We start from the raw sequence: 24,645 nt of genomic DNA, 5'->3' as shown, positions 1-24,645 counted from the left end.
CGCCCCTCAGAACTTGACCGCGAGGCGGCCGTAATAATAGCCGCCGGTGAAGCCATAGGCGCCGCCGGTGGAATAGAAGCCCGCGCCGGTATTGACGTTGATCAGCGTATCGTCGCGATCGGGATAGACGTTGAACAGGTTGTTCGCGCCCACAGCGAGAGTAACCGCATCGTTCGCCTTCCAGGAAAACTCGACGTCCGTGACCCACTTCGCGCCGAAGGTGCGATCGTTGACCACCGCGTTGCCATAGGATCTGAACGCGCCATACCGCACCAGCCGGGTCGACAGCGTAAACGGATCGACGGTGGTGACGTTGCCCAGGAAGAACTTCGTCTCGGGCAGGTTGACCGTCATGTTGCTGCGCGACAGCCGGTCGAACAGCACATAATCGGCCCCCAGCGAGGCCAGCTCGGACGGGTTCTGCTTGATGTGGGTGATGACGGTCTGGTTGTAGTTGTAGCCGAGGTTCCACGCCATGCTCGCGATGCCGGCAACCCGGTGCTGATAGGTGGCGACCACGTCGACGCCGCGGGTGCGGGTGTCGATGGCGTTGGTGTAATATTGGGCGCTGATATCCGGCGACAGGCCGTTGGCGACCAGGATCGCGGACACGGCGTTGCCGGTGAGGGTGGAGGTGATCGCGATCCGATCCTTCACCTTGATCTGATAGCCGTCGACCGTGAGGCTGAACCGCGCGAAGGGGTTGAGAACGATGCCCGCGCTGAAGTTGGTCGATTTCTCGGGCGTCAGCGGCTCGGCGCCCAGCGCGCGGGCGGCGGGCGATCCCACCGGCAGCGTCTTGATCTGCAGCAGGTTCAGCACCGGCGGGGTGCCGATGTTGCGGAACTGGCCGGTGGTGGAGGCATAGATCTGCTGCGCCAGCGCCGGCGCGCGGAACCCGGTGCTCACCGCGCCGCGCACCGCGATCCACGGCGTCATCGCGTAGCGGCCGTTGAACTTGCCGATCAGCGTGTCGCCGCTGTCGTCGTTATAATGTTCGTAGCGGACCGCACCGCCCAGCGTCAGCTTGGTGGTCGGATCCCAGACGACATCGCCGTAGGCGGCGAGATTGTTGCGCTTCAGCGAGCCTGCATCCGCGGGCGTGAAGCCGGCGGCACCCGATGCGCCCGGCGTCGGCCGGCCGAGGCTGCTGGTATAGGTACCGGCGGTGTAACTGGCCGGTTCGCCTGCCTTCACCTCGTAGCGCTCGGCACGGAACTGCAGCCCGCCGGACACCTGGAGGTTGCCGCCACCCACCGCATAGCCGCGCGTCACGTCGAGCGAGGTGACCGCTTCCTGCGAGATCAGCGAACCGACATAGAATTCGGTCTGGCTGGTCGGTCCGATCGAGGCATTCAGCGTGTTGTCGGCATTCTGGCGCGCCCGGTTCCGGCCCAGCGTCTGGCTGAGATCCCACTTCCAGCCGGCCAGCGTGCCGCGCGCGCCGACCGCGACTTCATAATCCTCCTCGGCGATCACCAGCCGCGGTCGGAAGCCGTTGGGGAAGAGCTGGGGCAGGGCATTGGCGTTGGTCGGCGCGCGATAGGTGTAGTTCAGGTCCGATCGCCGCTGGCTGTAGGTGGCGAAGGAATACAGCTCCACGCCGCCCAGATCGTAGCCGGCGTTGTAGCCGGTATTGATCCCCTGTTGCGGCATCGCGCCATAGTTGCTGGTCACCAGCCGGTTGATTGTCGCCTCGCGCGGATCGAGCGCGCCGCTGACGAGCGGATAGAGGCGGATCGAGGAGGAAATCGGCTCCGCCCGGTTCGAGGGGTCCTGCTTCTTGGCGCTGACCGAGAGGGTGAGGAACCCGTTCTGCCCCAGCGCGAAGCCGATATTGGCGTCGGCCTGGTACAGTTCCCCGTCGCTCCGGTCGAAATTCTGGCCGGCGGTGAACGATCCAAAGCCGCCCGACTTGTCCTTCTTCAGGATGATGTTGATCACGCCGGCGATCGCGTCCGAGCCATATTGGGCGGCGGCACCGTCGCGCAGCACTTCGATATGGTCGATGGCGGAGGTCGGGATCAGGTCGAGGTCGGCAGGAACCGAGCCGTTGTAATAGGACGAGACCGCGTTGATCAGCGAGGTCTTGTGGCGCCGCTTGCCGTTTACGAGGATCAGCGTCTGGTCCGGATTCAGGCCGCGCAGGCCGCCGGTGGCGATCACGGTCGACGTGCCGCCGCCGGCACGGGTCGGGAGGTTGAACGACGGCACCAGCGTGTTCAGCGCGGAAAACACGCCCGCCCGCCCGGTGCGCTGCAACTCCGCAGCGCCGATGACGTCGATGGGGGTGGGGCTGTCCGCTACCGTCCGCGGCAGGCCGCGATTGCCGGTGACGACGATCTCCTTGTCGGGGGTATCCTGTGCAGCCGCTGGCACCGCACTATCCTGCGCATCCTGCGCCCACCGGGTCGCGTTCGCCGGCGGCGCGGCGGGAAGACCCATCGGTGTGAGGCTGGCGGTCCGTACCAGCTTCGCGGCGGCAACGGCCTTGGGAAGCGAGAGCGCGATCACGCCGCCGCCGGCACGATTGATCTGCAGCCCGGTCCCGGCGAGCAGCCGGTCGAGCGCGGCGCGCGGTGCCATCTTGCCTTGCACGCCGGCGGTGCGCAGGCCCGCCACGCGATCATAGGGATACAGGATCTGCATGCCTGTCTGTTCGGCGAAGCGCGCCAGGGCGGATTGCACCGGCTGTGCGCGAATGTCGAAGGTCACGTCGCGCTCGGCCTGTGCGGCCGCGGGAAGCGCGACCACGGCGGTGGCGCTGGCCATCAAGGTGCGAAGCAGGGTCGATGTCATGGGTTGCCCCCCCAGAGAAGATGTTTGCTGCTGGGGAAGACGGACGGCGCGACATATTCTGCTAATCGGCGTGTCACTTTTATTTCATCGTGGCTGGACACGCCCCCGCTTACCTGTTCGTATCCGGCCAACCACGAATCCGCAGGAGAGGATGCCCCACAGAAAAGGGGGGAGCGTCGCATGGATTCCGTTCGGGCACGACTGGACTGGTATAAAAGGTGTATCCTGCCGCATGAGGGAGCCTTGCGGGCACGCCTCCGTCGCGTCCTGCCCGATGGCTATGACATCGACGACATGGTGGCCGAGGCGATGACGCGCGCCTATGCGAACGGGGACATCGATCGGACGCAGTCGGGCCGCGCCTATCTGTTCCAGATCGCGCGCAACTTGGTGATCGACGAGGCGCGCCGCAGCAAGATCGTATCGTTCGAAGTGATCGCCGACCTGGAACTGATCGGGGTGGACGATAGCGCGCATGCCCGGCTGGAAGCGCGCGATGAATTGCGCCACTTGCAGGCCATATTGGATACGTTGCCGCCCCAGTGCCGGCGTGCTTTCTTTTTGCGGCGCGTCTATGATTGGCCGGTGACAGCGATAGCAGAGGAGATGGGCCTGTCCGTTTCCACTGTAGACAAGCATCTTGCGCGGGCCGCACTGAAGATCATGCAGGCGATCGGCGAGTTTGAGGGTTCGGGTTTTGGGTGGTCCCTTCACAAGCGCAGCGGAACGGCAGGCGATCGAGGCCGAGGCAGCGCGGCGGTTCCTGAAGGCGCGCGCCGCCGACACTGACGCGGCGTGGGAGGAAGCGCTCGGCTGGGTCGCGGAGCACCCGGCGCACGGCTATGCCTTCGCCAAGGTGGAGGCGGCGTGGGAACTCTCCGAGCGGCTGGGCGAGATCGCTCCCACGGACCCGCGCTGTCCGCTGAGCGGGCGGGACGCCAATCTGGCGGCCGATCCGGTCGTGCCGAAAACCGCGCCGTGGCGGCCGACCCGCCGGATGTTGGCCGGTACCCTTGCCGCCAGCGTGCTGGCGGTGGCGATCGGCGGCACGGTGGCGCTCCAGCTCGATCATGCGGTGGATCACTATCGCACCGAAATCGGCGAAAAGCGGGTCGTCCGGCTCGCGGATGGCAGCGTCGTGCGGCTCAACACCGGCAGTTCGATCGAGGTCGCGCTGGGCAAGAAGGAGCGCGCGATCCGGCTGCTGCGCGGCGAAGCGAGCTTCGACGTGGCGCATGATACCGCCCGGCCGTTCATCGTCGATGCGGACGGCGCCAAGGTGCGCGCGGTCGGCACGGCGTTTTCGGTGCGGCTGCGCCCCGACCTGACCGAAGTGACCGTCACCCAGGGCGTGGTGCTGGTGCGCGATGCGCAGGCGACCGGACGGCGCGTGACGGCAGGCAATGCCGCCGCGGTGCGCCAAGGCGCGATCGCGGTGACGCCGCTCGCCGGTCGCGATATCGCCCGCCGCCTCGCCTGGCAGCAGGGGCGGCTCAGCTTCGACGGCGACACGCTCGCGCAGGCGGTGGAGGAGTTCAACCGATACCGCACCAGCCCGATCGTGATCGGCGATCCGGCGCTCAGCGGCCTGCGCATCGGTGGTACCTTCCGCTCGGATCGCTCCGACGATTTCGCCCATGCGCTGGAGCAGAGCTTCGGCATCCGCGCCCTTCCCGGCGCGGATGGATCGCTGCTGCTGATGCCGGCGGCGGAATAGCCCGGCCGAGTAGCAGAAAGCGTCGCGCGGTCCGTTTCCGGCGACATGGAGTTCACGACACAGCAGCGTTCAACGGCAGACCACGCACCGATCGTAGCCGCCAAGGCAGATCGGCGGCTGACCTCGATCATCGGCGGCTCACTAGGCAATCTCGTCGAATGGTATGACTGGTACGTCTATTCGGCGTTCACCCTCTATTTCGCGCCGGTCTTCTTCCCGTCGGACGACAGCACCGCGCAGTTGCTGAGCGCGGCGGCGATCTTCGCCGTCGGCTTTCTGATGCGGCCGCTGGGGGCGTGGATCATGGGCATCTATGCCGATCGCCATGGGCGCAAGGCCGGCCTCGCGCTCTCGGTAGCGCTGATGGGCGGCGGCTCGGCGCTGATCGCGGCAACGCCGGGCCATGCGACGATCGGCAACGCCGCGCCGCTGCTGCTGCTCCTCGCCCGGCTGATGCAGGGGCTTTCCGTCGGCGGCGAATATGGCGCCAGCGCCACCTATCTGTCCGAGATGGCGCGGCCGGGCCTGCGCGGATTCTTCTCCAGCTTCCAATATGTCACGCTGATCGCCGGCCAGCTGCTGGCGCTGTGCGTGCTGTTGCTGCTCCAGGGCGTGCTGAGCGAGGCGCAACTGGAGGCCTGGGGCTGGCGGATTCCCTTTGCGGTGGGCGCGGTGATGGCGGTGGGCGTCTATGTGCTGCGCCGTAGGCTGCAGGAAACGGAGGCTTTCGCGCACAGCGCCGCGCGGGCCGATCGCCCGCGTTCGGCGGCGCTGGTGCTGTTCCGTCACCATCCGCGCGCGGCGCTGACGGTGTTCGTGATGACCGCCGGCGGCACGCTCGCCTTCTACGCATACTCGACCTACATGCAGAAATTCCTGGTCAACTCGGCCGGGTTCGGCCGCCAGACCGCCACCGCGATCATGGCATCGGCGCTGTTCCTCTACATGCTGGCCCAGCCGCTGGCGGGCGGCCTTTCCGATCGCATCGGGCGCAAGCCGCTGCTGATCCTGTTCGGCATCGGCGGCGCGGCGCTGACCGTGCCGATCTTCACCCGGCTGGAGCATGTCACCTCGTCGTTCGCGGCGTTCCTGCTGGTGCTGGCGGGGCTGCTGCTCGTCACCGGCTACACGTCGATCAACGCGGTGGTGAAGGCGGAGATGTTCCCCGCCCATATCCGCGCGCTCGGTGTCGCGCTGCCCTATGCGCTGGCCAACACATTGTTCGGCGGCACCGCCGAATATGTCGCGCTGTGGCTGAAGCGGGAAGGGCTGGAGAACGGCTTCTACTGGTACGTCTCGGCGCTGATCGCCCTGTCGCTCATCGCCTATTTCCTGATGCCCGAAACCCGCGCCGGCGGCCAGATGGCCGCGGATGGCGCCGATCCCGAAAGGTAATGCCGATGGCACGCGTTCGCCTGTTGCCCCTGCTTCCCTTCGCCCTGTTGCTGGCCGCCGCGCCGGTGCAGGACGAACACGGCGTGCCGCTGCCCGCCGCCGATGCGCCGCCGCTGCCGTTCCAGTCGGTTCAGCCCGAACTGTTCGGCGTCGCGGGCTCGCTTTCCAACGCCTGGGGCGATTTCGACGGCGATGGCGATGCCGATCTGGCGGTATCGCTCAAGAGCGGCGAGCTGCGGCTCTACCGCAACGACGGTGGCACCTTCGTCAGCATCGGTGCGGCGATGGGGCTGCCGACCAAGGGCTATGAACTGCGCGGCCTGAGCTGGGGCGATTATGACGGCGACGGCTGGCTCGACCTGCTCGGCGGCGCGACCGATCCCAAGACCGCGACATTGGTGTTCCACAATCTTGGCGGCAGGAAATTCGAGGAAGTCGGCGCGGCGATCGGGCTGGGCTTTTCCGGCCGCTCGGCGCGGCAGACCAGCTGGGTCGATTTCGACAATGACGGCGACCTGGACGTGTACGCCGCCGATCGGATCGGCCCCAACAAGCTGTTCGCCAACAACCGAGGCCGGTTCGCCCAGATCCTGGCCGGCGACGGCATCACCGACCCGCGCCCGACCGTGGGCGCATGCTGGTTCGACTATGACGAGGACGGCGACCTCGACCTGTTCCTCGCCAACCAGTCGGGCGCGGCAGATGCCCTGTGGCGCAACGATGGCGGGCATTTCACCGACGTTGCCGTCCAGGCGGGCGTCGCCGGGCCGCCCCGCACCAAGGAGGAAGGCGGCGTAGGCTGCGCTGTCGGCGATTTCGACAATGACGGGCACCTCGACCTGTTCGTGCCCAATTACGGCGCCAACGCGCTGTACCGAAACAAGGGTGACGGCACGTTCGAGAATGTCTCCGCCGCAGCGGGCCTTGGCTTCGAGAACCACGGCGTCGGTGCCGCCTGGGGCGACTATGACAATGACGGCTGGATCGACCTGTCGATCATGGCTTATGAGGGCCCGGTCGGCCAGCAGGTGCCGACCAACGCGCTGATGCACAATGAGCCCGATGGCAAGGGCGGCCGCCATTTCGTCAACGTGCTGCCGCGCACCAGCCCGGTCAATGCCGGCGATCACGGCGTGCAGTGGGTCGATTATGACGGCGACGGCGCGCTCGATCTGTCGATCACCGATGGCTATGGCCCGGTCGGCGGCCATTTCGTCTTCCACAACACCTCGCCGAAAAGCGTCGCGGCACGCAGCCTGCAGGTGCTGGTGCTCGACGCCAAGGGGCATTTCACCCGCGCCGGCGCCGAGGTGCGGCTACGCGATGCGGCCGGAAAGATCCTCGCCACCCGACAACTGGGTACCGGCGATGGCTACAACACGCAGAGCGCGCTGCCGGTGCATTTCGGGCTGTCCAGAATCGCGCCGGTCACCGTGGAGGTGACGTTCCTGACGCCGAAGGGCCGCAGGACGCAGGCGATCCGCAACGTCGATCCGCGGCGCTATGCCGGCACCCGACTGGTGGTGCGCCAGAAGGTGGAGGGCGGGCGCTGATGGCCTTGCTCCTTCCCGGGATCGCCTTGCTTGCAGCAGGCCTGGCGGCGGGGTTCGCCGCCGGGCTGTTCGGGATCGGTGGTGGCTTTGTCGTCGTTCCCGCATTGCTGCTGGTGCTGCCGCTGCTGGGCGGCGATCCGCATCATTATGCCCATGTCGCGATCGGCACCTCGGCCGCGACGATCATCATAACCTCGCTGCGGTCGCTTCGCGCGCATGCGAAGCGCGGCGCCGTGGAATTCGATACGCTGCGCAGCTGGGCGCCATGGATCGTCCTCGGCTGCGGCGCGGGCGTGCTGCTCGCCGACCGGATCGACGGCCGCGTGCTGACCCTGATCTTCGGGATCGGGGTGGGGCTCATGTCGATCAATTTCCTTGTCCCCAAGCTGGGCGACAAGGTGGTGCGCGACACGATGCCCGGCGGCATGCTCCGGATAGGCTTCGCAACCGGACTCGGGACCTTTTCCTCGCTGCTCGGCATCGGCGGCGGGACGCTCGCGATCATGCTGATGACGTTGTGCGGGCGCACCATTCATCGCGCGATCGCGACAGCATCGGGCGTCGGCACGCTGATCGCGGTCCCGACGACGCTGGGCTTCGTGCTGATCGGGCTGCACGAGCAGCGGCTGCCCTGGGGCTCGCTCGGTTATGTAAACCTGCCCGCGACGGCGGCGGTAGCGGCCATGTCGATCGTGACGGCGCCCTACGGCGTGGCGGCAGCGCACAAGCTGCCGTCCCGGCCCCTGAAGACGATCTTCGGCATCTATCTGCTCGCGATCGCCTATCTGATGCTGCACCGCGCGATCGGCTAAAGCTCGCGCCAAGCTGCCTCGGCCCATCCGGCGAAGCGATGCCGCTGCCATCGAACCACTCGCGAAAGCGGTCGCGCTCCCACTTCTTCCGGAAAAGGATGACCAGAAGGGCGTTTGCGGGTTCCCCCGCTGCACGCGGAGGCCGACCTGACCTTTGCGGTCTACAACCCGGGACTTGATCAATTTTGCCGGCGCGGCGTCCTCCTGAGCGCGTAACCGTGCTTCCGCGGCCTCTCCTGCGAGGCGCGCAAGCGCGTCGACGCCGGGGACTTGCTGACTTTCCATCAGCTCCGTCCGGGGAGGCGACATCGTGGTGCTCCTGACAAGCGGGGAGCCCGGATGTGCGGCGGTCCAAAGCCCGATCGCCAATCCGATCAAGGGGCAACTCTCTTGACCCTCCCGGCAGAGTCGGATGGCCAAAGGGATGGGAGAAATGGTGCCGGTTGCAGGAATCGAATTGCGCCGAAAACCGAAAGATAATTCAAGCATCTAAGCTGATACCGTCAGTCTCGGTACCGTGCGAAGTACCGTCACCGGGAAAGTCTTGCCGGGTTCGATTCCAAACTAGCCGATGATTTCAGGTTCGCGTTGGCCCAATCGCGCTGCGAGAGATGGTGAATCTGCCCGCAGCGATGCAAATTCAAGCAATAAGGAGAAATATTTTACTGCGCCCGGCCAGTGATATGCGGCCAACAATCTAACCGCTTTGCGCTAAACGGTCTCAGCCGCGACGGTAGCGAAGGCAGCAATCTGCACCGGTCCTGCACAGGCACTCCCATGAATTTCCTCAGCGCCAGCGCTAGCGATGGACCAGCATCGCATATCCACGCTGCTCCTGTGCAAGAGGGAGCAACACGTGCGCTTCAGTTTCGTCCGCAAGGCCGGTGCCGCCTTGGCCCTGATCATCCTGTTCGACAGGCTTTTTGCCGACAGCTTCGGCGGGGCGAGAGTCGGTGTGTTCGCCGGCGCCTGGCTGCTCGCCATCATCGCCACCCGGCCGGACATCGGCAGGGCGCGATCCGCTTGGCCTGGGCTCGCGCTGGCGGCGCTTTTCGCGGCATCGCTGTTCGACGAGCCGGGGGTGCTGGCATGGTCGATGTTCTGGTGCGCGATCGCGTTCGCCACAGTGGCGCCCAGAGTTGGGCGTTTCGACGATGCCTGGCATTGGGGTGTTCGCCTGTTCCTCCATGGCGCCACCGGCTTCCTGTGGCTCTTCGCCGACCTGCGCCGCGTCGCCGGGCAACGACGGGGCGTCGGCGCTTCTCCGCGCCTGCTCGCGACTACGCTGGCCCTGCCGCTGCTCGGCGGCATTGTCTTCCTGATCCTCTTCGCGGCGGCGAACCCGCTGATCGAGCATGCCTTCGCCTCCATCCAGCTGCCCAGCCTGTGGCAGCTCGCGCTGTGGACCTTCGTCGCCTGCTGCGTCTGGCCGATGCTGCGGCCCGGCGCGCTCGCGCTGCGCGTTGCTCGTCGCGTGCCGGATCTGGAGCCGATCCTTCCCGGTACGTCGCTGCCGTCGGTGTTGATTGCCCTCGCGCTCTTCAACCTGATCTTCGCGGTCCAGAATGCCCTCGACATCGCTTTCCTTTGGAGCGGAGGCGCGCTGCCGGACGGCATGACCCGGACGGACTATGTGCATCGTGGCGCCTATCCGCTAATCGTCACGGCCCTGATCGCCGGCGCGATGGCGCTGGCCATGCTGCGGCCGGGCAGTGCGAGCGAACGAGATCCCTGGGCGCGGCGGATGGTAGCCCTGTGGGTGGCGCAGAACCTGGTGCTCGTCGCCTCCAGCGCGCTACGGACGGTGCAGTATATCCAAGAGTCGATGCTCACCTCCTGGCGGATCGCGGCGCTGCTGTGGATGGCGCTGGTTGCACTCGGCCTGGTGCTGATCTGCTGGCGCATCCTCCGCGGGCGCAGTGCGCGCTGGCTGATCAACTGCAACGTGCTGGCTGCCGGTGTTGTGCTGACCGCCTGCTGTTTCGTCGACATCGAAGCGATTGCGGCCCGCTGGAACGTGCAGGCTGCCGACCCGGCGAAGATCGACCTCTGCTATCTGCATCGCAGTGGGGACAGTGCCCTGCTGCCGCTGATTGCGCTGGAACGCCGGCCGATGGACGCCGAGAAGTTGGACCGCGTGCGCTATGTGCGCGCCGAGCTCCTCCGGGATCTCGAGACGCGGCAGGCGGATGGACGGTACTGGACATGGCATGGCGCGCGCCGCCTGGCAGCGGCCCGCGCGCTCGTCGGACCGGGGGCGCCGCGCCCGCTGACTGCCAACTACAGCCGGGAGTGGTGCGACGGCAGCATCATTCCCCCGCAAGTCCGATCTTGACGGGGGCGGCGCGCGCCATGATCCAGTGCCCCATGCCCCGGACGATCCTGGTCGCGGACGATGATCCGCACATCCGCCAACTGCTGGTGTTCGCGCTGGCCAAGGCCGGGCTCGATGCGATCGAGGCCGAGGATGGCGAGGCGGCGCTGGCCGCGGTCGCGTCCCACGCGCCGGACCTGATCGTGCTCGACATCAACATGCCGCGGATGGACGGGATCGAGGTCTGCCGGCAGCTGCGCGCCAGTGGCGATCTGCCGATCCTGTTCCTGTCCAGCCGAGACGACGAGATCGATCGCGTCGTCGGCATCGAGCTCGGCGCGGACGATTATGTCGTGAAGCCCTTCTCGCCGCGCGAGGTGGTGGCGCGGGTGATGGCGATCCTGCGGCGGGTGGGCAGCCGCCCGCCGGACGTCGCCGCGGCGGCGGGGCCGCTCCAGCATGGACGCCTGACGCTCGACCCCGATGGCTGGCAGGCGAGCTGGGCAGGGGAGGCGGTGCCGCTCACCGTCACCGAGTTTGGCATCCTGCGCACGCTGGCGGCGATGCCGTCCAAGGTGTTCAGCCGCGACGCGATCATCGACCGGCTCCATGGGCCGGGCTTCGCCATCACCGATCGCACAATCGACAGCCACATCCGCAACCTGCGGGGCAAGTTCGCGCGGATCGGCGCGGAGGACGTGATCGAGACCCGCGCCGGGATCGGCTATCGACTCGGCACCTGCGGGGCGGGATGATCGAGCGGTTCAAGGCGGTCGTGCGGCGCCATTGGCCGCGCCTGCGGCTCCGCACGATCCTGCTGCTGACCTTCGTCTTCGTGGCGGCTTTGCCGGGCTTCGGGGCGCTATTCCTGCGGGTCTATGAGAACAGCCTGCTGCGCCAGACCGAGGCCGCGCTGGTCGCGCAGAGTGTCGCGCTGGCAGCGGCGGGCGCTGCAGAATGGCCTGGTGCGCACGGGATGCCGGAGAGCATGGGCACTATGCCCAGTGCGTCCACGCTTGATCTGCGCCTGACGTCGGTCTTTCCCGAACGCCCCGTGCCGATCGCTGGAAGAGGCTCGGCCGATCCGGAGACGCAAGCTTGGGCAACGCGCTTGGCCCCTGTCCTTCGTGCGACGGCAAACACGACGCTTGCGTCGATCCAGTTACTCGACCCGCAAGGGCGCATTCTTGCAGGCGGCGATGCCCGCCTGGCCTATGGCGCGATGCCGGAACTGCAGGCGGCGCTGGCCGGTCGCGCGGTGACGACGCTGCGTCGCAACGGCGCCTACCGGCCGCACTATGCGCTCGAGTGGCTGAGCCGTGCCTCCGACCTGCGCCTCCACCATGCGCAGCCGATCGTCGTCGATGGCCGGGTGGTCGGCGTGCTGCTGCTCGCACGCTCGCCGCGCGCGCTATTCGTCGGCATCTATGAGGATCGGGGCAAAATCCTTTTCGGCATCGTCGTGATCTTCGCCACGCTGGTGGTGCTGAGTGGCCTGCTGTCGCGCGGCATCGTACGGCCCGTGGAGGCGCTGGGCGAGGCGACCCGCGCCGTCGCAAAGGGGGGCGGGGCGGTGCCGGAGGCGCCCACGACCGCCGCGATCGAAATCCAGGCGCTGTACCGCGACTTCGGCAGCATGGCCGAGGCAATCGAGCGGCGCTCGCGCTACCTGCGGGACTTCGCCCATGCGGTCAGCCATGAATTCAAGACGCCGCTGGCGGGCATCCGAGGCGCGGTCGAGCTGCTGCAGGATCATGGGGACATGGCCCCCGCGGATCGCGAGCGTTTCCTCTCCAATATCGCTGGCGACGCGGCCCGGCTCAATCTGCTCGTCAGCCGGCTGCTCGATCTGGCCCGTGCAGACATGGCGACGGCAGAGGAGGGGGCGCGGACCGATGTGCTCCATGTGATGCGCTGCCTCGCCGACGCCTATGGGCACGAGGGCGCTGGGCTCGCTGTCAACATTTCGGAGTACTTTGTGCCGCTGGTCGCAATTCCCTCCAACGTGCTGGAAGCGGTGCTGGTGGGGCTGATTGAAAACAGCAAGCAGGCAGGCGCCACGCAGGTGACGCTCGCAGCCCGATCAGCGACCGCAGGTGTCACGGTTACCGTAAGGGACGATGGTCCAGGGGTGCCTTTGGGGGATCGCCATCGCATCTTTGAGCCGTTTTTCACCACGCGCCGCTCGGATGGTGGTACCGGCCTTGGCCTGCCAATCCTGCGCTCGTTGCTCGACGCGAACCGTGGGAAGATCGACTTGGATGCGTCGGACGCGGCAGGCGCCTCGTTTGTGATCTCGCTCCCGGTTCAATGGTGAGGCCTTCGACCTGCTAGCGCCTGAAATTGGGACGAAGCGGCCGTTCGAGACTTTGGCGCGCTACGTCTGGTTTCAAAGGAAGCTGTCTTCCTATCGCGGTGCGGCAATGGAGGCGTCAAGCAGTGCGCCACCGCACATGATTGTGCGAATCATTTGCATTAGCGTTATTGGCTGCTATGGGGCGCACCCTAATCACAAAGGGGGTCGTTCATGCACGTTCGTTTCTGCTGCTCCGCAGCGGCTACCGCCATTGCGTTGATGTCGGCTGGTACGGCGATGGCACAGCAGACCGAGATGCTACCGGAGACCGTGGCAACGGGGGACAAGGCGGATCCCAGCTACGAACTGCAGCCCGGCAACGACACAGGGACAACGATCATCCGTGAGAAAGAGATCAGGGCCCGCGTTCCCGGATCCGGCGACGTCAACCAACTGCTCAAAGCCTTGCCCACTGTCCAGTTCGATCGCCGGGCAGGGCTCGCATCGCGGGAGGCCATCCAGGACATCCGACCCGCCGACATCTCGATCTCGGGCGGGCGCATCTATGAGAACCTGATCACCATCGACGGCATCGATGCCAACACCCGGCTCGACGTCACGGAGAACAATCCGCAACATTTCGCCGAGCCGGCCGGCAACGCCGCACAGAACCTCTGGCTTGATTCCAACCTGATCGGCGAGATCGTGGTGCGCGATTCGAACGTGTCGGCAGAGTTCGGCAGGTTCACCGGCGGTGCGCTCGACATCCGCACCCGCGATCCCAAGCGCCGGTTCGGCGGCAATGCCAGCCTGAGCTACACGTCCGACGAGTTGGTGGACTATCGGATCTCCGATGCCTCCCGCGCGGCACTTGGCACCGGGGCGCTGCCGGAGCGGCCCAGTTTCCGCAAGTGGCGGTTCGGCGCCAGCGTGGATGTGCCGCTCTCGGAGAATGTCGCGGTGCTCGTAGCGGCCAATCGCTCACGCGCGGACGTCACCTATCAGCGCGCGGCGGCCTATGGCGGCACCCCCTATGGGCAACGCAGCGTCAGCGACAACCTGATGCTGCGCGGCGTGGCGGACCTTTCGCCGAGCATCAAGCTCACCGGCCAGCTCACCTATGCACCCTACGAAAGCCAGTCCTCCGCGGCGAACGGTATCGACAATCTCGTCACTTCCAAGGGAGGTGGTCTCGCGGGGCAGTTGCAACTGGACGGCAGCGGCATGACGCGGTGGTCGCTCAAGGCACGGTTCAGTCATAATGATTCAGGCCGTACTGCTTCGCCGAACAACTATTCCATTCCTTCCAGTTCCACCAATGGCAACGTGTGCAGCAGCACCAACTGCACGATCGGCGGTTTTGGCAATGTCGATCAGTGGCAGAACAATTTCGCGCTGACCTTCACCGCAGCGCGCGATATTGGCGCCGGCGAGCTTCGCGGCGGGGTCGACTACCAACGCTTCGAGGCGATGCGCAGCCGTCCGCAGACCAACAACGCCTATTCGCGCGGCACGAGCGCTACCAATATCGTCTGCGGCAGCGGCGACAGCTTGTTGTGCGCCAGCGGCCAATATGCGCTGACCCAGTACAGCGAGTACCGCGCCTATCGGGCGAACGCTGGGCTGGACAGCGTTTCGGCCTGGACGGAATATGCGGTGAAGGCCGGCCCGGTCGATCTTCGGGGCGGGCTTCGGTACGATTATGAAAGCTTCCTGGGCAACCACAACTTTGCGCCGCGCCTTTCGGCGACCGTGGCCCTGCCATGGCAGGGCTGGGCAGCTACGGCGGGTGCCAACCGCTATTATGGCCGGTCGATGCTGGGCTATGCGCTGCGAGAGCAATATCCCGACAATTTCATCTATCGGCGTGCGGGCGTTCGTTCCGGCAGCAGTCTGGTTTTTTCCGACGCCGGCTGGACGCTGTACGACACCTCGCACTCGACCAGCTATGCGAACGCCAATCTCAAGACGCCCTATTCGGACGAGCTTACCGGGGCGATCACCGGCCGGGTGCTGGGCGGCACGATCCGCTTGAAGGGGGTGTTCCGCTGGGCGAAGGACGAATTTTCGCGATCGTCTGCAACGCGCGTCACCGGGACGCTGGCGACCGGCGCGACGACAACCTACACCCTCTATACGCCCAACAACGAGGGGCGCAGCCGCTATCGCGGCGCCTCTCTTGAATGGACCCGAGCCTTCGGAAAACAAAGCATCGCTGCGAACGTCAATTATTCAAAGGCCTTCACCAGCAACACCGACTATTTCGTGACTAGCGACGACGTGGAGGACGAGGCCGTGCTCTACGTCTACAACGGCGCACTGGTTTCCGCCTCGTCGATCAACGAACAGAACCAGCGGCTGGAATTTGCCTCGCCGTTCCTCGCCAATCTCACCTGGACCGGCCGCTGGTTCAGCGATCGGCTGACCACCAACGTCAATGCGCGCTATCGGAACGGTTTCGATCGCATTGAAGTGACCGGTGAGCGGCAGACGGTTAACGGCGCACGCTATGATGTCGTGGCGCTTCGGCACTATGCGTCGGGTCTGGACGTGAACCTCAATGCCCAATTCGACGTGATCCGCAGCCGCGCAGGCACGCTCACGCTCGATGCCCGTATCGCCAATCTGCTCAACCGCGTCCCGGTGCAGGATTCTGCGTTGACCGCCAATCCCTATCAGATGGGGCGATCGGCCTGGTTCGGCCTGGCCTATCGGTTCTGAACGCGATGCACCGCGTGTTTCACCTCGCGTTGCTGGGCGCATTCTTGCTGTTCCTCACCGCGGCGGGGCTGCGGCAGTCTATGGATGCTTCAGAACTTCGTCGCGCCTATTCCGGCCCCGTATCCGGCTGGCCGCGTGCCGAAGTGGATGCGGGGGTGGACTTTGTCGAGTTCGGGCCGCTGCCCGCGCTGCTGCCGCCCGATACCATCGAAGCACAGCGGATTGCACTTGGTGCGCGATTGTTTGACGAACGGCGCCTGTCGGCTACCGGGCAGTTCGCCTGTGCGTCCTGCCACAGTCCTGAGCTAGGCTTCGGCGACGGGCTGCGCACGTCCTTCGGGCATGACCGCCGTCGCGGCCAGCGCAACGCGCCGGGTCTGTACACTGTGGGCTTCCAGAACACATTGTTCTGGGACGGTCGGAGCCCCACGCTCGAGCATCAGGCGCTGCAACCCATCGCCAATCCCATTGAAATGGCAGGTCATCCTAGGCAGATCGAGGGCTGGATCAACCGCGACGAATCCTATCGGCGGGGGTTTGGGGCGGCGTTCGGCGTCCCCCGCATCGGGATGGCGGAAGTAGCGCGAGCGCTGGCGAGCTTCGAGCGGAGTTTGCGCCCGCCGCAGACCCCATGGGACCGCGTCTTCACCCGCGGTACCGAGGTCCTGACCGACCAGCAACTGCAGGGGCTGCACCTATTCCGCACCAAGGCGCGGTGCGCCAACTGCCACAACGGCCCGTTGCTGACCGACCAGAAATTCCACAATCTGGGCATCAGCTTCTACGGCCGGCGGCGGGAGGACATCGGTCGCTACGGGATAACGCACGACCCCGCCGATGTCGGTCGGTTCCGGACGCCGTCGCTGCGCGCGGTGCGACGGACCGGCCCGTATATGCACAACGGCCTTTTTCCCAGCCTGGCGGGTGTGGTGAACCTCTATGTTGCGGGCGGAGGTGTGGACCGGGCAGCGCAGAGCGCCACGACCAGTGCGCCGCCGCCGCGCCATGATCCGCAACTTCAGAAGCTGGCGCTGACTCCCGACGAGCGCGCCGCTCTGGTTGCCTTTCTGGAGATCCTGTGAGCGTCAGTCCAGCTGGTAGCGCATCGGGATACGGAACGTCCGCGCCTCTCCCCGTGGCGGTGCGGGGAGCGGCGTTGCCAGGACCTGGGCGACCGCCAGCGTGTCGAGCTGCCGGCTTTGAGAGGAAAGAAAAACGGCAGCCGCGATGATCCGGCCGCGCGGCGAGACGCGAAACTCCACCACGACGATGCCGCCAATACCCATGCGCGCCAGCTCGGGCGGAAATGTCTGGCGGGCACGGATCTCGCGGAAAACGAGACGGCCATAGAAATCGGCATCCGCTGCCGCTTGCGTAGGGGATACACTGCTGCGCGCTGCACCCGGAGTGGCTTCGGACACGGCTATCGTGCTCGCCTGTGCCGCTCCCGAGAGCGGCGACGTCGTTCCTTCCGCTCGCAGCGCGGGGGCGGAGGGTGCGGACGCAGGGGCTGAAACGATGGCGGCTTCGACTTTGGGTTCGGGCGGGTCCTGTATCGCCGGGGCGGGAGTCGCAGCGGGCGGCGTCGATCGCGGCGGTTCGTCGGGCGCCTTGGCCATCGAATCAGGCGTGGCATCGGCTGGCGCTACGCCCACGACGTCGAATATCCGCATTGCGCCGCCACCGGAGGGAACCGGCTCGCCCAGTCGCGACAGTGTGATGACCGCACCGAGGAGCGCGGCGGTAACCGACGCCGTCAGCGTCGCGGCGCCGGATCGTTCGGACATGGAAGGATGAGACAGATACACGGTTGTCTGTTATAGCGAACGATATGCAATAGCAATATTCTCGGCGGGTCGAGTGGTTGCAGGGCGATCAGGGATCGTGAGGATTCACGCAGTGGCGCTGATGTGATTCACGCTGTGGATGGACCGAGACGTACTGCCGGAGGCCCAGTGGCGATCGAGCCGCATTGTCTGGGCAAGCGGACTGACGGGCCGAAGCGGTCGGGGCAGTCGGCTATTCTTGGAGGCGGTGTTGCGGATCGCGCGACGGGCAGCCCGTGGTGCAATCTGCCGGAGCGCTTCGGTGATTGGAGCACGGCATTTTAACGACGGCAATTGCCGCCCGAACGGCAGAAGTTTCTGAAACCGGCCATCCTCAAGTTGAACAATAATGGCTGGAGCTGGTCGGATGCTGCCGCCGATTTGGGGTTACATCCAGCCGAGCTGAGACCTAGGGGACGTCCAGCTATAGCGGCCGTCAGAGTTTTCTGCGCATTTGCTGCCGCACTGCATTCGCGGATTCGGCAAATAGCGGCTTATAGAGTTCGGCGGGCGACCTCCATTCTCGAAGGAGGTCGAGGGGGTCCTGATTACCGATCAGGTCTCGGGCAAGGCTGACCCGCTCCACACGTTCGTTCGGGCTTCGCTGGGCAGTATTGCTGCGCGTTGCTCGGCTTGGGAGAAGAACTGTTCGATCTCCATTACCCTTGACCATCGCTGGATAGCGCTCTGCAGGGAGGTCAGGCTTTCCTCGTAAGATTTGGCGATGTTGCGCTCGTCCTCGCGGCGGCGGCATTTCTCCTGTTCCTCCAGCCACGCGCGGTGTCGAATCTCGGCCCGGCGCGCGGCTGACGTGCTCCCCTGAAACTCCTCCATTTATAAGTAGAGTCCGGGGCTGCCAGGATGCCCTGGCGGGTGGGTTTGCGCAACGCGTCTGGCGGCATCGGCGGGCGTCAGCCCGCCTATACCGCTATGCGGCCGCACATGGTTGTAGTCGTCTCGCCAGTTGCTCAGCACCGAGCGGGCATGGCTCAGCGAGGCAAACAGCGTCTCGTTCAGGCATTCGTCGCGCAAGCGACCATTAAAGCTCTCGACATAGCCATTCTGCTGCGGCTTGCCCGGCGCGATGTAATGCCACTCAATCTGCCGGTCCTGCGCCCAGCGCAGGATTGCCAGACTCGTCAGTTCGGTCCCGTTGTCGCTGACGATCATCAGGGGCCTGCCGCGCACCGCGATGATCGCGTCGAGCTCGCGAGCAACACGAGCGCCCGACAGCGATGTATCCACCACCAGCGCCAGGTTCTCCCGCGTGAAGTCGTCGAAGACGGCAAGGATACGGATGCGCCGGCTGCACACCAGCGTATCGCTCACAAAGTCCAGGCTCCACCGTTGGTTCGGCCCCTGCGGGTGCGCCATCGGCGCCCGCGTGCCCATCGCCCGTTTGCGGCCGCGGCGACGACGCACCCGCAGATTCTCCTCGCGATACAGCCGCAGCAGCTTCTTGTGGTTCATGACGATCCCTTCTCGGGCCAGCATGATCCCAAGCCGCCGATAGCCGAACCGACGGCGCTCAAGCGCGATCTCGCGAAGCCGCGACCGCAGGTCGCCATCATCACTACGCCGATGCGCATAGCGCATCGACGACCGATCCACGCTCAGAATGGCGCATGCCCGACGCTCGCTGATGCCGAAGGCCTGCCGCACATCCTCGACAGCCCTTCGGCGAGCGGCAGGCTTCACCAGTTTTTTGCGGCAACTTCCTTCAGTACCGCATTGTCGAGCATCGCATCGGCCAGCAGCCGCTTCAGCCGCGCGTTCTCGTCCTCGAGCACCTTCAGCTTGCGCGCCTGCGACACGTCCATGCCGCCGTACGTCGCCTTCCACTTGTAAAACGTCGCGCTGCTTACACCGTGCTTCCGGCACACGTCTGCCGTCGACGACCCGGCCTCCTGCTCGCGTAAGATCCCGATGATCTGCTCTTCCGTAAACCTGCTGCGCTTCATCTCCGTCCTCCTTAGTCGAGGACTCTACTTATAAATGGAGGAGTTTCAGGGGAGCACGTCAATGCCCTTGACCGCGCCATAGTCAGCCAGTCCGTGGCAGAAAGCGTTAGGCATCTGCTCGCCTTGAGCCCCGTAGAGATATGGCGGGACAGGAGTGGCAGTGGAAAGCAGCCGTTGGCGCGAACGCTCCAGATGAGGATCCGAAGCGCCAGGGCAACTGATGGCTGACCTTCGTACCCGTCTATGGCGCGCAAGAGTGCGCCGACCTTGTCGGGTTCGATGATCGCGGCATGATGCTTGACCTTGGGCGTGATCAGGGCGCCCTGGAGATCGGCGGTCACATCTCGCTGCGCCCGTCCGGTGGCGATCGCGTAGCGAATGACGCTGCTACAGCTGCTGCGGAGGCGTCGTGCCGTCTCATAGCGGCCCCGAACCTCCACTGTCCTCAATACGGTGAGCAGCTCTGGCGCGCTGATGTCGCCGATCGGTCGAGTGCCGATCAGCGGGTTGGCGAACGCAATCAGCCAGCGCAGCTTTTCGAGGGTCTTCGCAGCTCGCCCTTCCGCCTCGATCTTCTTCAGCCATTCGTCGGCGACGGTGGCGAACGTATCTCCGGCCGAAATGCTGCCCACGCCGCGCGTCAGTTTGCCGTAGGAGGAGGGGTTAATGCCCTTCTCGAGCAGTTTCCGAGCGTTCTCCCGGCGCTCGCGTGCTTCCTTTAGGGAGACGTTAGGATATAGGCCCAGCGCCACCGTGCCGCGCTTGCCGTCGTGACGATAGTCCCATCGCCAGTACCGACCACCGCCAGGTTGAACGAGGAGGTACATGCCGTGCATGTCCTGGGTTTTGAACGCTTTGTCCCGCGGTTTGATTCGACGGACGGCTGCATCGGTGAGCATGACGGTATCTCCTCCGCTGGCGCAGTGCTGATACCGTCAAATATACCGTCAGGGGCCGCGGGTTCCAATGGATTGACCCGGATCTGGGTGGATCAGATGCCGTCAAAAACCACGCAAATCCGCCAATTTTGGATGCCCTTGGATGCCTGCGGAAAGGTGGATGGTGCCGGTTGCAGGAATCGAACCCGCGACCTTCGGTTTACAAAACCGCTGCTCTACCAGCTGAGCTAAACCGGCCCTTGGCTCGCCGCAAAAAGGCTGGGCACGCATCTGCGCGGTTTGCGGCGACGGGTCAAGCGGGAAGGAAAGCCTCTTTCCCTGCTTGCAAAAAGCCGCCCGCCGGCTGGTGCTGGCGGACGGCTCTTGCGTCGTTCGATTGCCGTCTCCCGGGCTTGCACCCGGGAGCGCAGCGGATCGCTTACAGGCGGAAGCTGACGCTGCCCGCGAAGGTCCGGCCGTTCTTGTAGAAGGCGGTCGGCGCGCGGCGATCGCCGCTGTACTGATAGTAGGTTTCGTCGAGCAGGTTCTGCGCGTTGACGCTGATCGAGATCTGCGGCGTCAGCTGGTAGCTGGCCGAGAAATCAAGCTGGCTGTACGGCGCGACCATGTCGATCGAGTTCAGGCGGCCGATCGTCCGGAAGTAGGACGAGCGGTAGTTGTAGCTCAGGCGCGCCTGGATCGGCCCCTTCTCGTAATAGGGGATCACGTTGACGGTGTGCCGCGACAGATAGGGCATGTTGAGCCCGTTGTCGGTCGAGGCATCGGCATAGCTGTAGTTCGCCTGCAGGCCGAACCCGCCCCAGATTTCCGCCTGGCCCGCGACGAGCACGCCGTTCACCTTGGCGTTGCCGCCGTTGATCGGCCGCGACACGCCATAGGATGCGAAGCGCTGCGTCAGGCTGTTGAACAGCTGCACGCCTTCCTGGCGGGTGTTGATGATGTACGAGCCGATCTCACGCCGGAAGAGCTCGAGCGAGAGCACGGCGCCCGGGCGCGGATAATATTCTGCCGAGAGCTCGTAGTTGGTCGATTCGTAGGGCTTCAGGTCCGGATTGCCGCCGCCGGCGTCGAGCGTGACGTCGTTCTGGCTGAACGAGCCGGCCAGATCGCTGAAGCGCGGACGGGCGATGACCTTGGCAGCCGCGCCGCGCACCACCACGTCCGGACGCACCGAATAGGCGATGTTGAACGCAGGCAGGAACTTCACATAGTCGTGCGAGACCGAGCTCGGCACGAAGATCGGCGTGCCGCCCTGGTTGATCTGGCTGGTCGAATTGGAGACCTGCTGGGTGTAGACCAGCCGGCCGCCGAGGTTGCCGCGGAAGCCGCCCTGGTCGAAGTCGAGCTGGAGATAGCCCGCTGCGGTGCTTTCAGAGACATAGTAGGTCGCGGTCGGCTTCGCGACCGGGATGGTGATCGAATTGTTCAGGATGTCGATCACCGACTGGCGCGGCAGGTTCAGGAAAACCGTGGCGTTGCCGGTGGCGTTGAGGCCGCCGAAGACGCCGTCCGGGGTTACCGAGGTCGGCACGCCCAGGTCCGCGACGGTGTAGGGGTTGGCGCGGTAGGTGTTGCTGCCGCCGGCATCCTGGCGGTTGATGTGGTGGACATATTTCAGGCCGCCGCGCACCTTGCTGAAGAACGCCAGCTCGACCGGGAACTCCATGTCGATATTGCCGTACATGTCTTCATCGGTCGTCTTGCTGATGTCGACGCCGCCGCTGCGGGCCGCCACCAGCTGCGTGCCGTTGACGACGATCGGCACGCCGTCGATCGTCTGCGCCTCGACGCCGTTGCTGTTGAAGTAGTTGGCCGGGTTCTTCAGGTCGCCGGTGAAGTTCACGTTGGCGCTGCTGCCGGTGAAGGCATAGCTGTACGGCAGGGCGACCTGGGTGTCGAACAGATACTCGGGGGTCTTGCCGCCGGTCGCCTTGCTCCAGCCGCCGCCGACGGTGATCTTGCCGCCGTCCGGCGCGGTCCATTCGAACACGCCGTTATAGTTGTCGGTCTTCAGCTTGGTGCTGCGGACCAGCGTGTCGAGCTGGGCGTTCTGGGTCACGTTGCGGTCGGCCGCGCCGAAGGTGCCCGCGGTGACCAGGCCGCGATCGATCGTCAGCGACTGGGCGAGCGCACCGGACCAGGCGCCGGGGATCACGTACAGCGACTGGCTGTAGTTGTTGTAGTTGCCGTCGATGTGCAGCCCGTTGATCGTGATGCGGGTGCTCGGGGTCGGCTTGTACTCGACCGCGCCGAAGAGGCTGGTGCGCTCGCGCTCCTGCTGGAAGAAGGCGTGGTTGATGCCGAACGGATAGCGCGCGTTCAGCAGGTCCTGGCGGGTGCCGCCGTTGATCGTCGCGTTGGGGTTCTTCAGCAGCGGCTGGCCGCTGGCGTCGTTCAGGACGGTGCCGTTCGCATCGGTCTGGAAGAAGTCCTTGCCCGACGAGTAGCCGAAGAATTCCACGCCCCCGCGCACCAGGTTCTGCTTGTCATAGGTGCCGGCGAGAAGGATGCCGAACGTCTCGGAATCGTTCTTCCAGCTGTACAGGCCCGAGCCGCGGATGTTGCCCTTCTCGGCGCGATCATTGTACGAATAGCCGGCCGAGCCGAACAGCGTGTTCGCCTTGAGATCGAGCGGGCGGCGGGTGCGGACGATGACGCTGCCGCCGATGCTGCCGTCTTCCAGGCGGGCTTCCGGCGACTTGTAGACTTCGAGGCGCTCGACCAGTTCGGGCGCGAGCAGCGAATAGTTGAAGGTACGGCTGCTGGGGTCGTTGTCGTTGCCGCCCCAATCGGCCGAGGCGACGCCGTGGCCATCGAGGAGCATGCGGTTCAGCGCCGGATCGGTGCCGTGGATCGCGACCTTTTCACCCTCGCCGAAGCGGCGATCGATGCTGACGCCGGGGATGTGCGACAGCGATTCCGCGACGTTACGGTCGGGGAACTTGCCGATGTCTTCGGAGGAGATAACGTCGACCACCGCGTTGGCATTGCGCTTCACTTCGATCGCGCGGCGCAAGCTGCCGCGGATGCCGGTGACGACGATCTCGTCGCCGCCGCTGGCGGTGTCGGCACTGCTCTGCGCCGGCTGCGGCGCGGCGTCCTGCGCGAACGCAGGCGCGGTGAATGCAGCGACGAGCAGGGCCGCTGCGCAGGAGGAATTCTTCAACGTGATCGGCTTAGTACGCATGATGCTGGACATCCCTTTTTTGATTTACTGTGCGTGGCCCGCTGCAGGCCGCAGGCTCTGCGCGGGAATTACGGAGGTCTTCCCGACGAGGTCGGTAACCGCATAGGTAAAGCCCGGCTGCAGCGCATAGGCGCCGACCCGGCCGTGGCGGTCGATGGCGAGGAACCCGACCTGGGCGTCCTTCACCGCATCGCCGCGCAGTTTCGCGATGTGCAGCACCGCCTCCCGGCAGGCCGCCATCGGGTCCATGCCCGCGCGCATCGACGAGACGACGCGCGCCGAACCGGCGATCCGCGTCACTTCCTCGCCCACGCCGGTGGCGGTCGCCGCGCCGACACCGGGCTCGACCATCAGCCCACAGCCGGCCTGGGGCGAATCGCCCACGCGGCCGCGCAGCTTGAACGCCATGCCGGAGGTGGTGCAGGCGCCGGCAAGACGACCATTGGCATCACAGGCGACAATACCAATCGTGTCATGGTCCAGCGCCGAGCCGCGCTGATTTTCTATATTGGCTACAGGCTTGTACCGGGCAGTCTTAAGCCATTCGCGCCACGCCGCTTCCGCCTCGGGAGTGAGCAGCCGCGTCTTGGGAAAGCCCTGTTCGAGCGCGAACTGGCGTGCGCCTTCGCCGACCAGGAAGGTGTGCGGGGTCTTTTCCATCACGCGGCGGGCCACCGAGATCGGGTGGAGGATGTCCTCCAGCGCCGCCACCGCGCCGACATTGCCGCGATCGTCCATGATGATCGCGTCCAGCGTGACATGGCCGTCGCGATCGGGATATCCGCCCAGGCCTACCGAGTGGTTCTCGGCATCCGCCTCGGGTACCCAGCCGCCGGCCTCAACGGCGTCGATCAGGGATCCGGTCTTCTTCCACTGGGCATAGGCGGCGGCGTTGGCCGCTGCGCCGAAGTCCCAGGTGGAGACGATGAGGGCACGTGGCGTCTCGGCGCGTGCCAGCGCCGCTCCGGCCGGCAGCGCAGCTGCGCCGGCCAACCCCAGTTTCAATGCTTCGCGTCGATCCAGTCCCATCGATGCATCCCCATGTGGCGCGCTGCGCCGCTCTCCTCAGTGAAGGCGGCGCGTCATATGTCTGTCACCGCTTCGAAGGGATGCTGTCATAGGTCCCATCGGTATACAATACCAAATAGAGAACCTGGTTTTACAT

General features: G+C 65.6%; 17 protein-coding genes and 1 tRNA gene. 10 read left to right on the top strand and 8 right to left on the bottom strand.

Annotation, left to right across the window (positions count from 1 at the left end):
* Window positions 1-6: 6 nt before the first annotated feature.
* Entirely contained in the window at window positions 7-2,799 is a 2,793-nt protein-coding gene (locus tag SPI01S_RS02380) for a TonB-dependent receptor (RefSeq protein ID WP_066717436.1), read from the bottom strand.
* 180 nt (window positions 2,800-2,979) lie between these two features.
* On the opposite strand from SPI01S_RS02380, the gene SPI01S_RS02375 reads away from it, so the two are divergent.
* The 10 genes from SPI01S_RS02375 (at window position 2,980) to SPI01S_RS02330 (ending at window position 16,689) form a co-directional block, all read left to right on the top strand.
* The gene (locus SPI01S_RS02375; RefSeq protein WP_066717434.1) at window positions 2,980-3,588 is read left to right on the top strand and encodes a sigma-70 family RNA polymerase sigma factor; all 609 of its coding nucleotides are present in this window, start codon (window positions 2,980-2,982) and stop codon (window positions 3,586-3,588) included.
* Window positions 3,497-4,516, top strand: coding sequence for a FecR family protein (locus tag SPI01S_RS02370; protein ID WP_084253218.1), 1,020 nt, complete (start codon window positions 3,497-3,499; stop codon window positions 4,514-4,516). Before SPI01S_RS02375 ends, SPI01S_RS02370 begins: the two co-directional genes overlap by 92 nt.
* Before the next feature lie 45 nt (window positions 4,517-4,561).
* On the top strand, window positions 4,562-5,911 hold the full coding sequence (locus SPI01S_RS02365) for an MFS transporter (protein ID WP_066717432.1): 1,350 nt from the start codon (window positions 4,562-4,564) through the stop codon (window positions 5,909-5,911).
* 5 nt (window positions 5,912-5,916) lie between these two features.
* A complete protein-coding gene (locus SPI01S_RS02360; RefSeq protein WP_084253232.1) occupies window positions 5,917-7,464 on the top strand; it encodes a CRTAC1 family protein in 1,548 nt (515 codons plus the stop codon).
* Window positions 7,464-8,276 (top strand): sulfite exporter TauE/SafE family protein, encoded by an 813-nt coding sequence (locus SPI01S_RS02355; RefSeq protein WP_066717427.1) that lies wholly within the window; start codon window positions 7,464-7,466, stop codon window positions 8,274-8,276. Before SPI01S_RS02360 ends, SPI01S_RS02355 begins: the two co-directional genes overlap by 1 nt.
* Window positions 8,277-9,132: 856 nt before the next feature.
* Window positions 9,133-10,611 carry a DUF4153 domain-containing protein gene (locus tag SPI01S_RS02350; RefSeq protein WP_157084521.1) on the top strand — a complete coding sequence of 493 codons (1,479 nt, stop codon included), beginning with the start codon at window positions 9,133-9,135 and terminating at the stop codon, window positions 10,609-10,611.
* 32 nt (window positions 10,612-10,643) lie between these two features.
* Entirely contained in the window at window positions 10,644-11,345 is a 702-nt protein-coding gene (locus tag SPI01S_RS02345; RefSeq protein WP_066717724.1) for a response regulator transcription factor, read from the top strand.
* Complete coding sequence (locus tag SPI01S_RS02340; protein WP_066717417.1) at window positions 11,342-12,907, top strand: sensor histidine kinase; 1,566 nt, start codon at window positions 11,342-11,344, stop codon at window positions 12,905-12,907. The genes SPI01S_RS02345 and SPI01S_RS02340 overlap by 4 nt, the downstream gene beginning before the upstream one ends.
* Before the next feature lie 210 nt (window positions 12,908-13,117).
* A complete protein-coding gene (locus SPI01S_RS02335; RefSeq protein WP_245653440.1) occupies window positions 13,118-15,607 on the top strand; it encodes a TonB-dependent receptor plug domain-containing protein in 2,490 nt (829 codons plus the stop codon).
* Between the two features lie 44 nt (window positions 15,608-15,651).
* On the top strand, window positions 15,652-16,689 hold the full coding sequence (locus tag SPI01S_RS02330) for a cytochrome-c peroxidase (RefSeq protein ID WP_218017569.1): 1,038 nt from the start codon (window positions 15,652-15,654) through the stop codon (window positions 16,687-16,689).
* Between the two features lie 3 nt (window positions 16,690-16,692).
* On the opposite strand, the gene SPI01S_RS21660 is transcribed toward SPI01S_RS02330, so the two are convergent.
* From SPI01S_RS21660 to SPI01S_RS02290, 7 genes are all read right to left on the bottom strand, one after another.
* Window positions 16,693-17,415: a TonB family protein gene (locus SPI01S_RS21660; RefSeq protein ID WP_157084520.1), complete on the bottom strand. Its 723-nt coding sequence runs from the start codon at window positions 17,413-17,415 to the stop codon at window positions 16,693-16,695.
* A 573-nt stretch (window positions 17,416-17,988) separates the two neighbouring features.
* Entirely contained in the window at window positions 17,989-18,267 is a 279-nt protein-coding gene (locus SPI01S_RS02320; protein ID WP_066717409.1) for a hypothetical protein, read from the bottom strand.
* Window positions 18,268-19,394, bottom strand: a protein-coding gene (locus tag SPI01S_RS02315; protein ID WP_157084519.1) for an IS3 family transposase whose coding sequence is annotated in 2 segments (ribosomal slippage) — window positions 18,268-19,142 and window positions 19,142-19,394 — 1,128 coding nt in all. Because the reading frame shifts where the segments join, the coding sequence is not laid out codon by codon here. It abuts the gene before it with no gap.
* An 11-nt stretch (window positions 19,395-19,405) separates the two neighbouring features.
* Complete coding sequence (locus tag SPI01S_RS02305) at window positions 19,406-20,293, bottom strand: tyrosine-type recombinase/integrase (RefSeq protein WP_066717398.1); 888 nt, start codon at window positions 20,291-20,293, stop codon at window positions 19,406-19,408.
* Window positions 20,294-20,454: 161 nt separating this feature from the next.
* Window positions 20,455-20,530 (bottom strand) — tRNA-Thr (locus tag SPI01S_RS02300).
* A 181-nt stretch (window positions 20,531-20,711) separates the two neighbouring features.
* On the bottom strand, window positions 20,712-23,480 hold the full coding sequence (locus tag SPI01S_RS02295) for a TonB-dependent receptor (RefSeq protein WP_066717720.1): 2,769 nt from the start codon (window positions 23,478-23,480) through the stop codon (window positions 20,712-20,714).
* A gap of 24 nt (window positions 23,481-23,504) precedes the next feature.
* Entirely contained in the window at window positions 23,505-24,509 is a 1,005-nt protein-coding gene (locus SPI01S_RS02290) for a glycosylasparaginase (RefSeq protein ID WP_066717392.1), read from the bottom strand.
* Window positions 24,510-24,645 lie beyond the last annotated feature (136 nt).

Source organism: Sphingomonas pituitosa NBRC 102491, from assembly GCF_001598435.1.
Classification (GTDB): Bacteria; Pseudomonadota; Alphaproteobacteria; order Sphingomonadales; family Sphingomonadaceae; genus Sphingomonas; species Sphingomonas pituitosa.
Note: the sequence above shows the minus strand (reverse complement) of the source record. Positions and strands in the feature narration are given on the sequence as shown.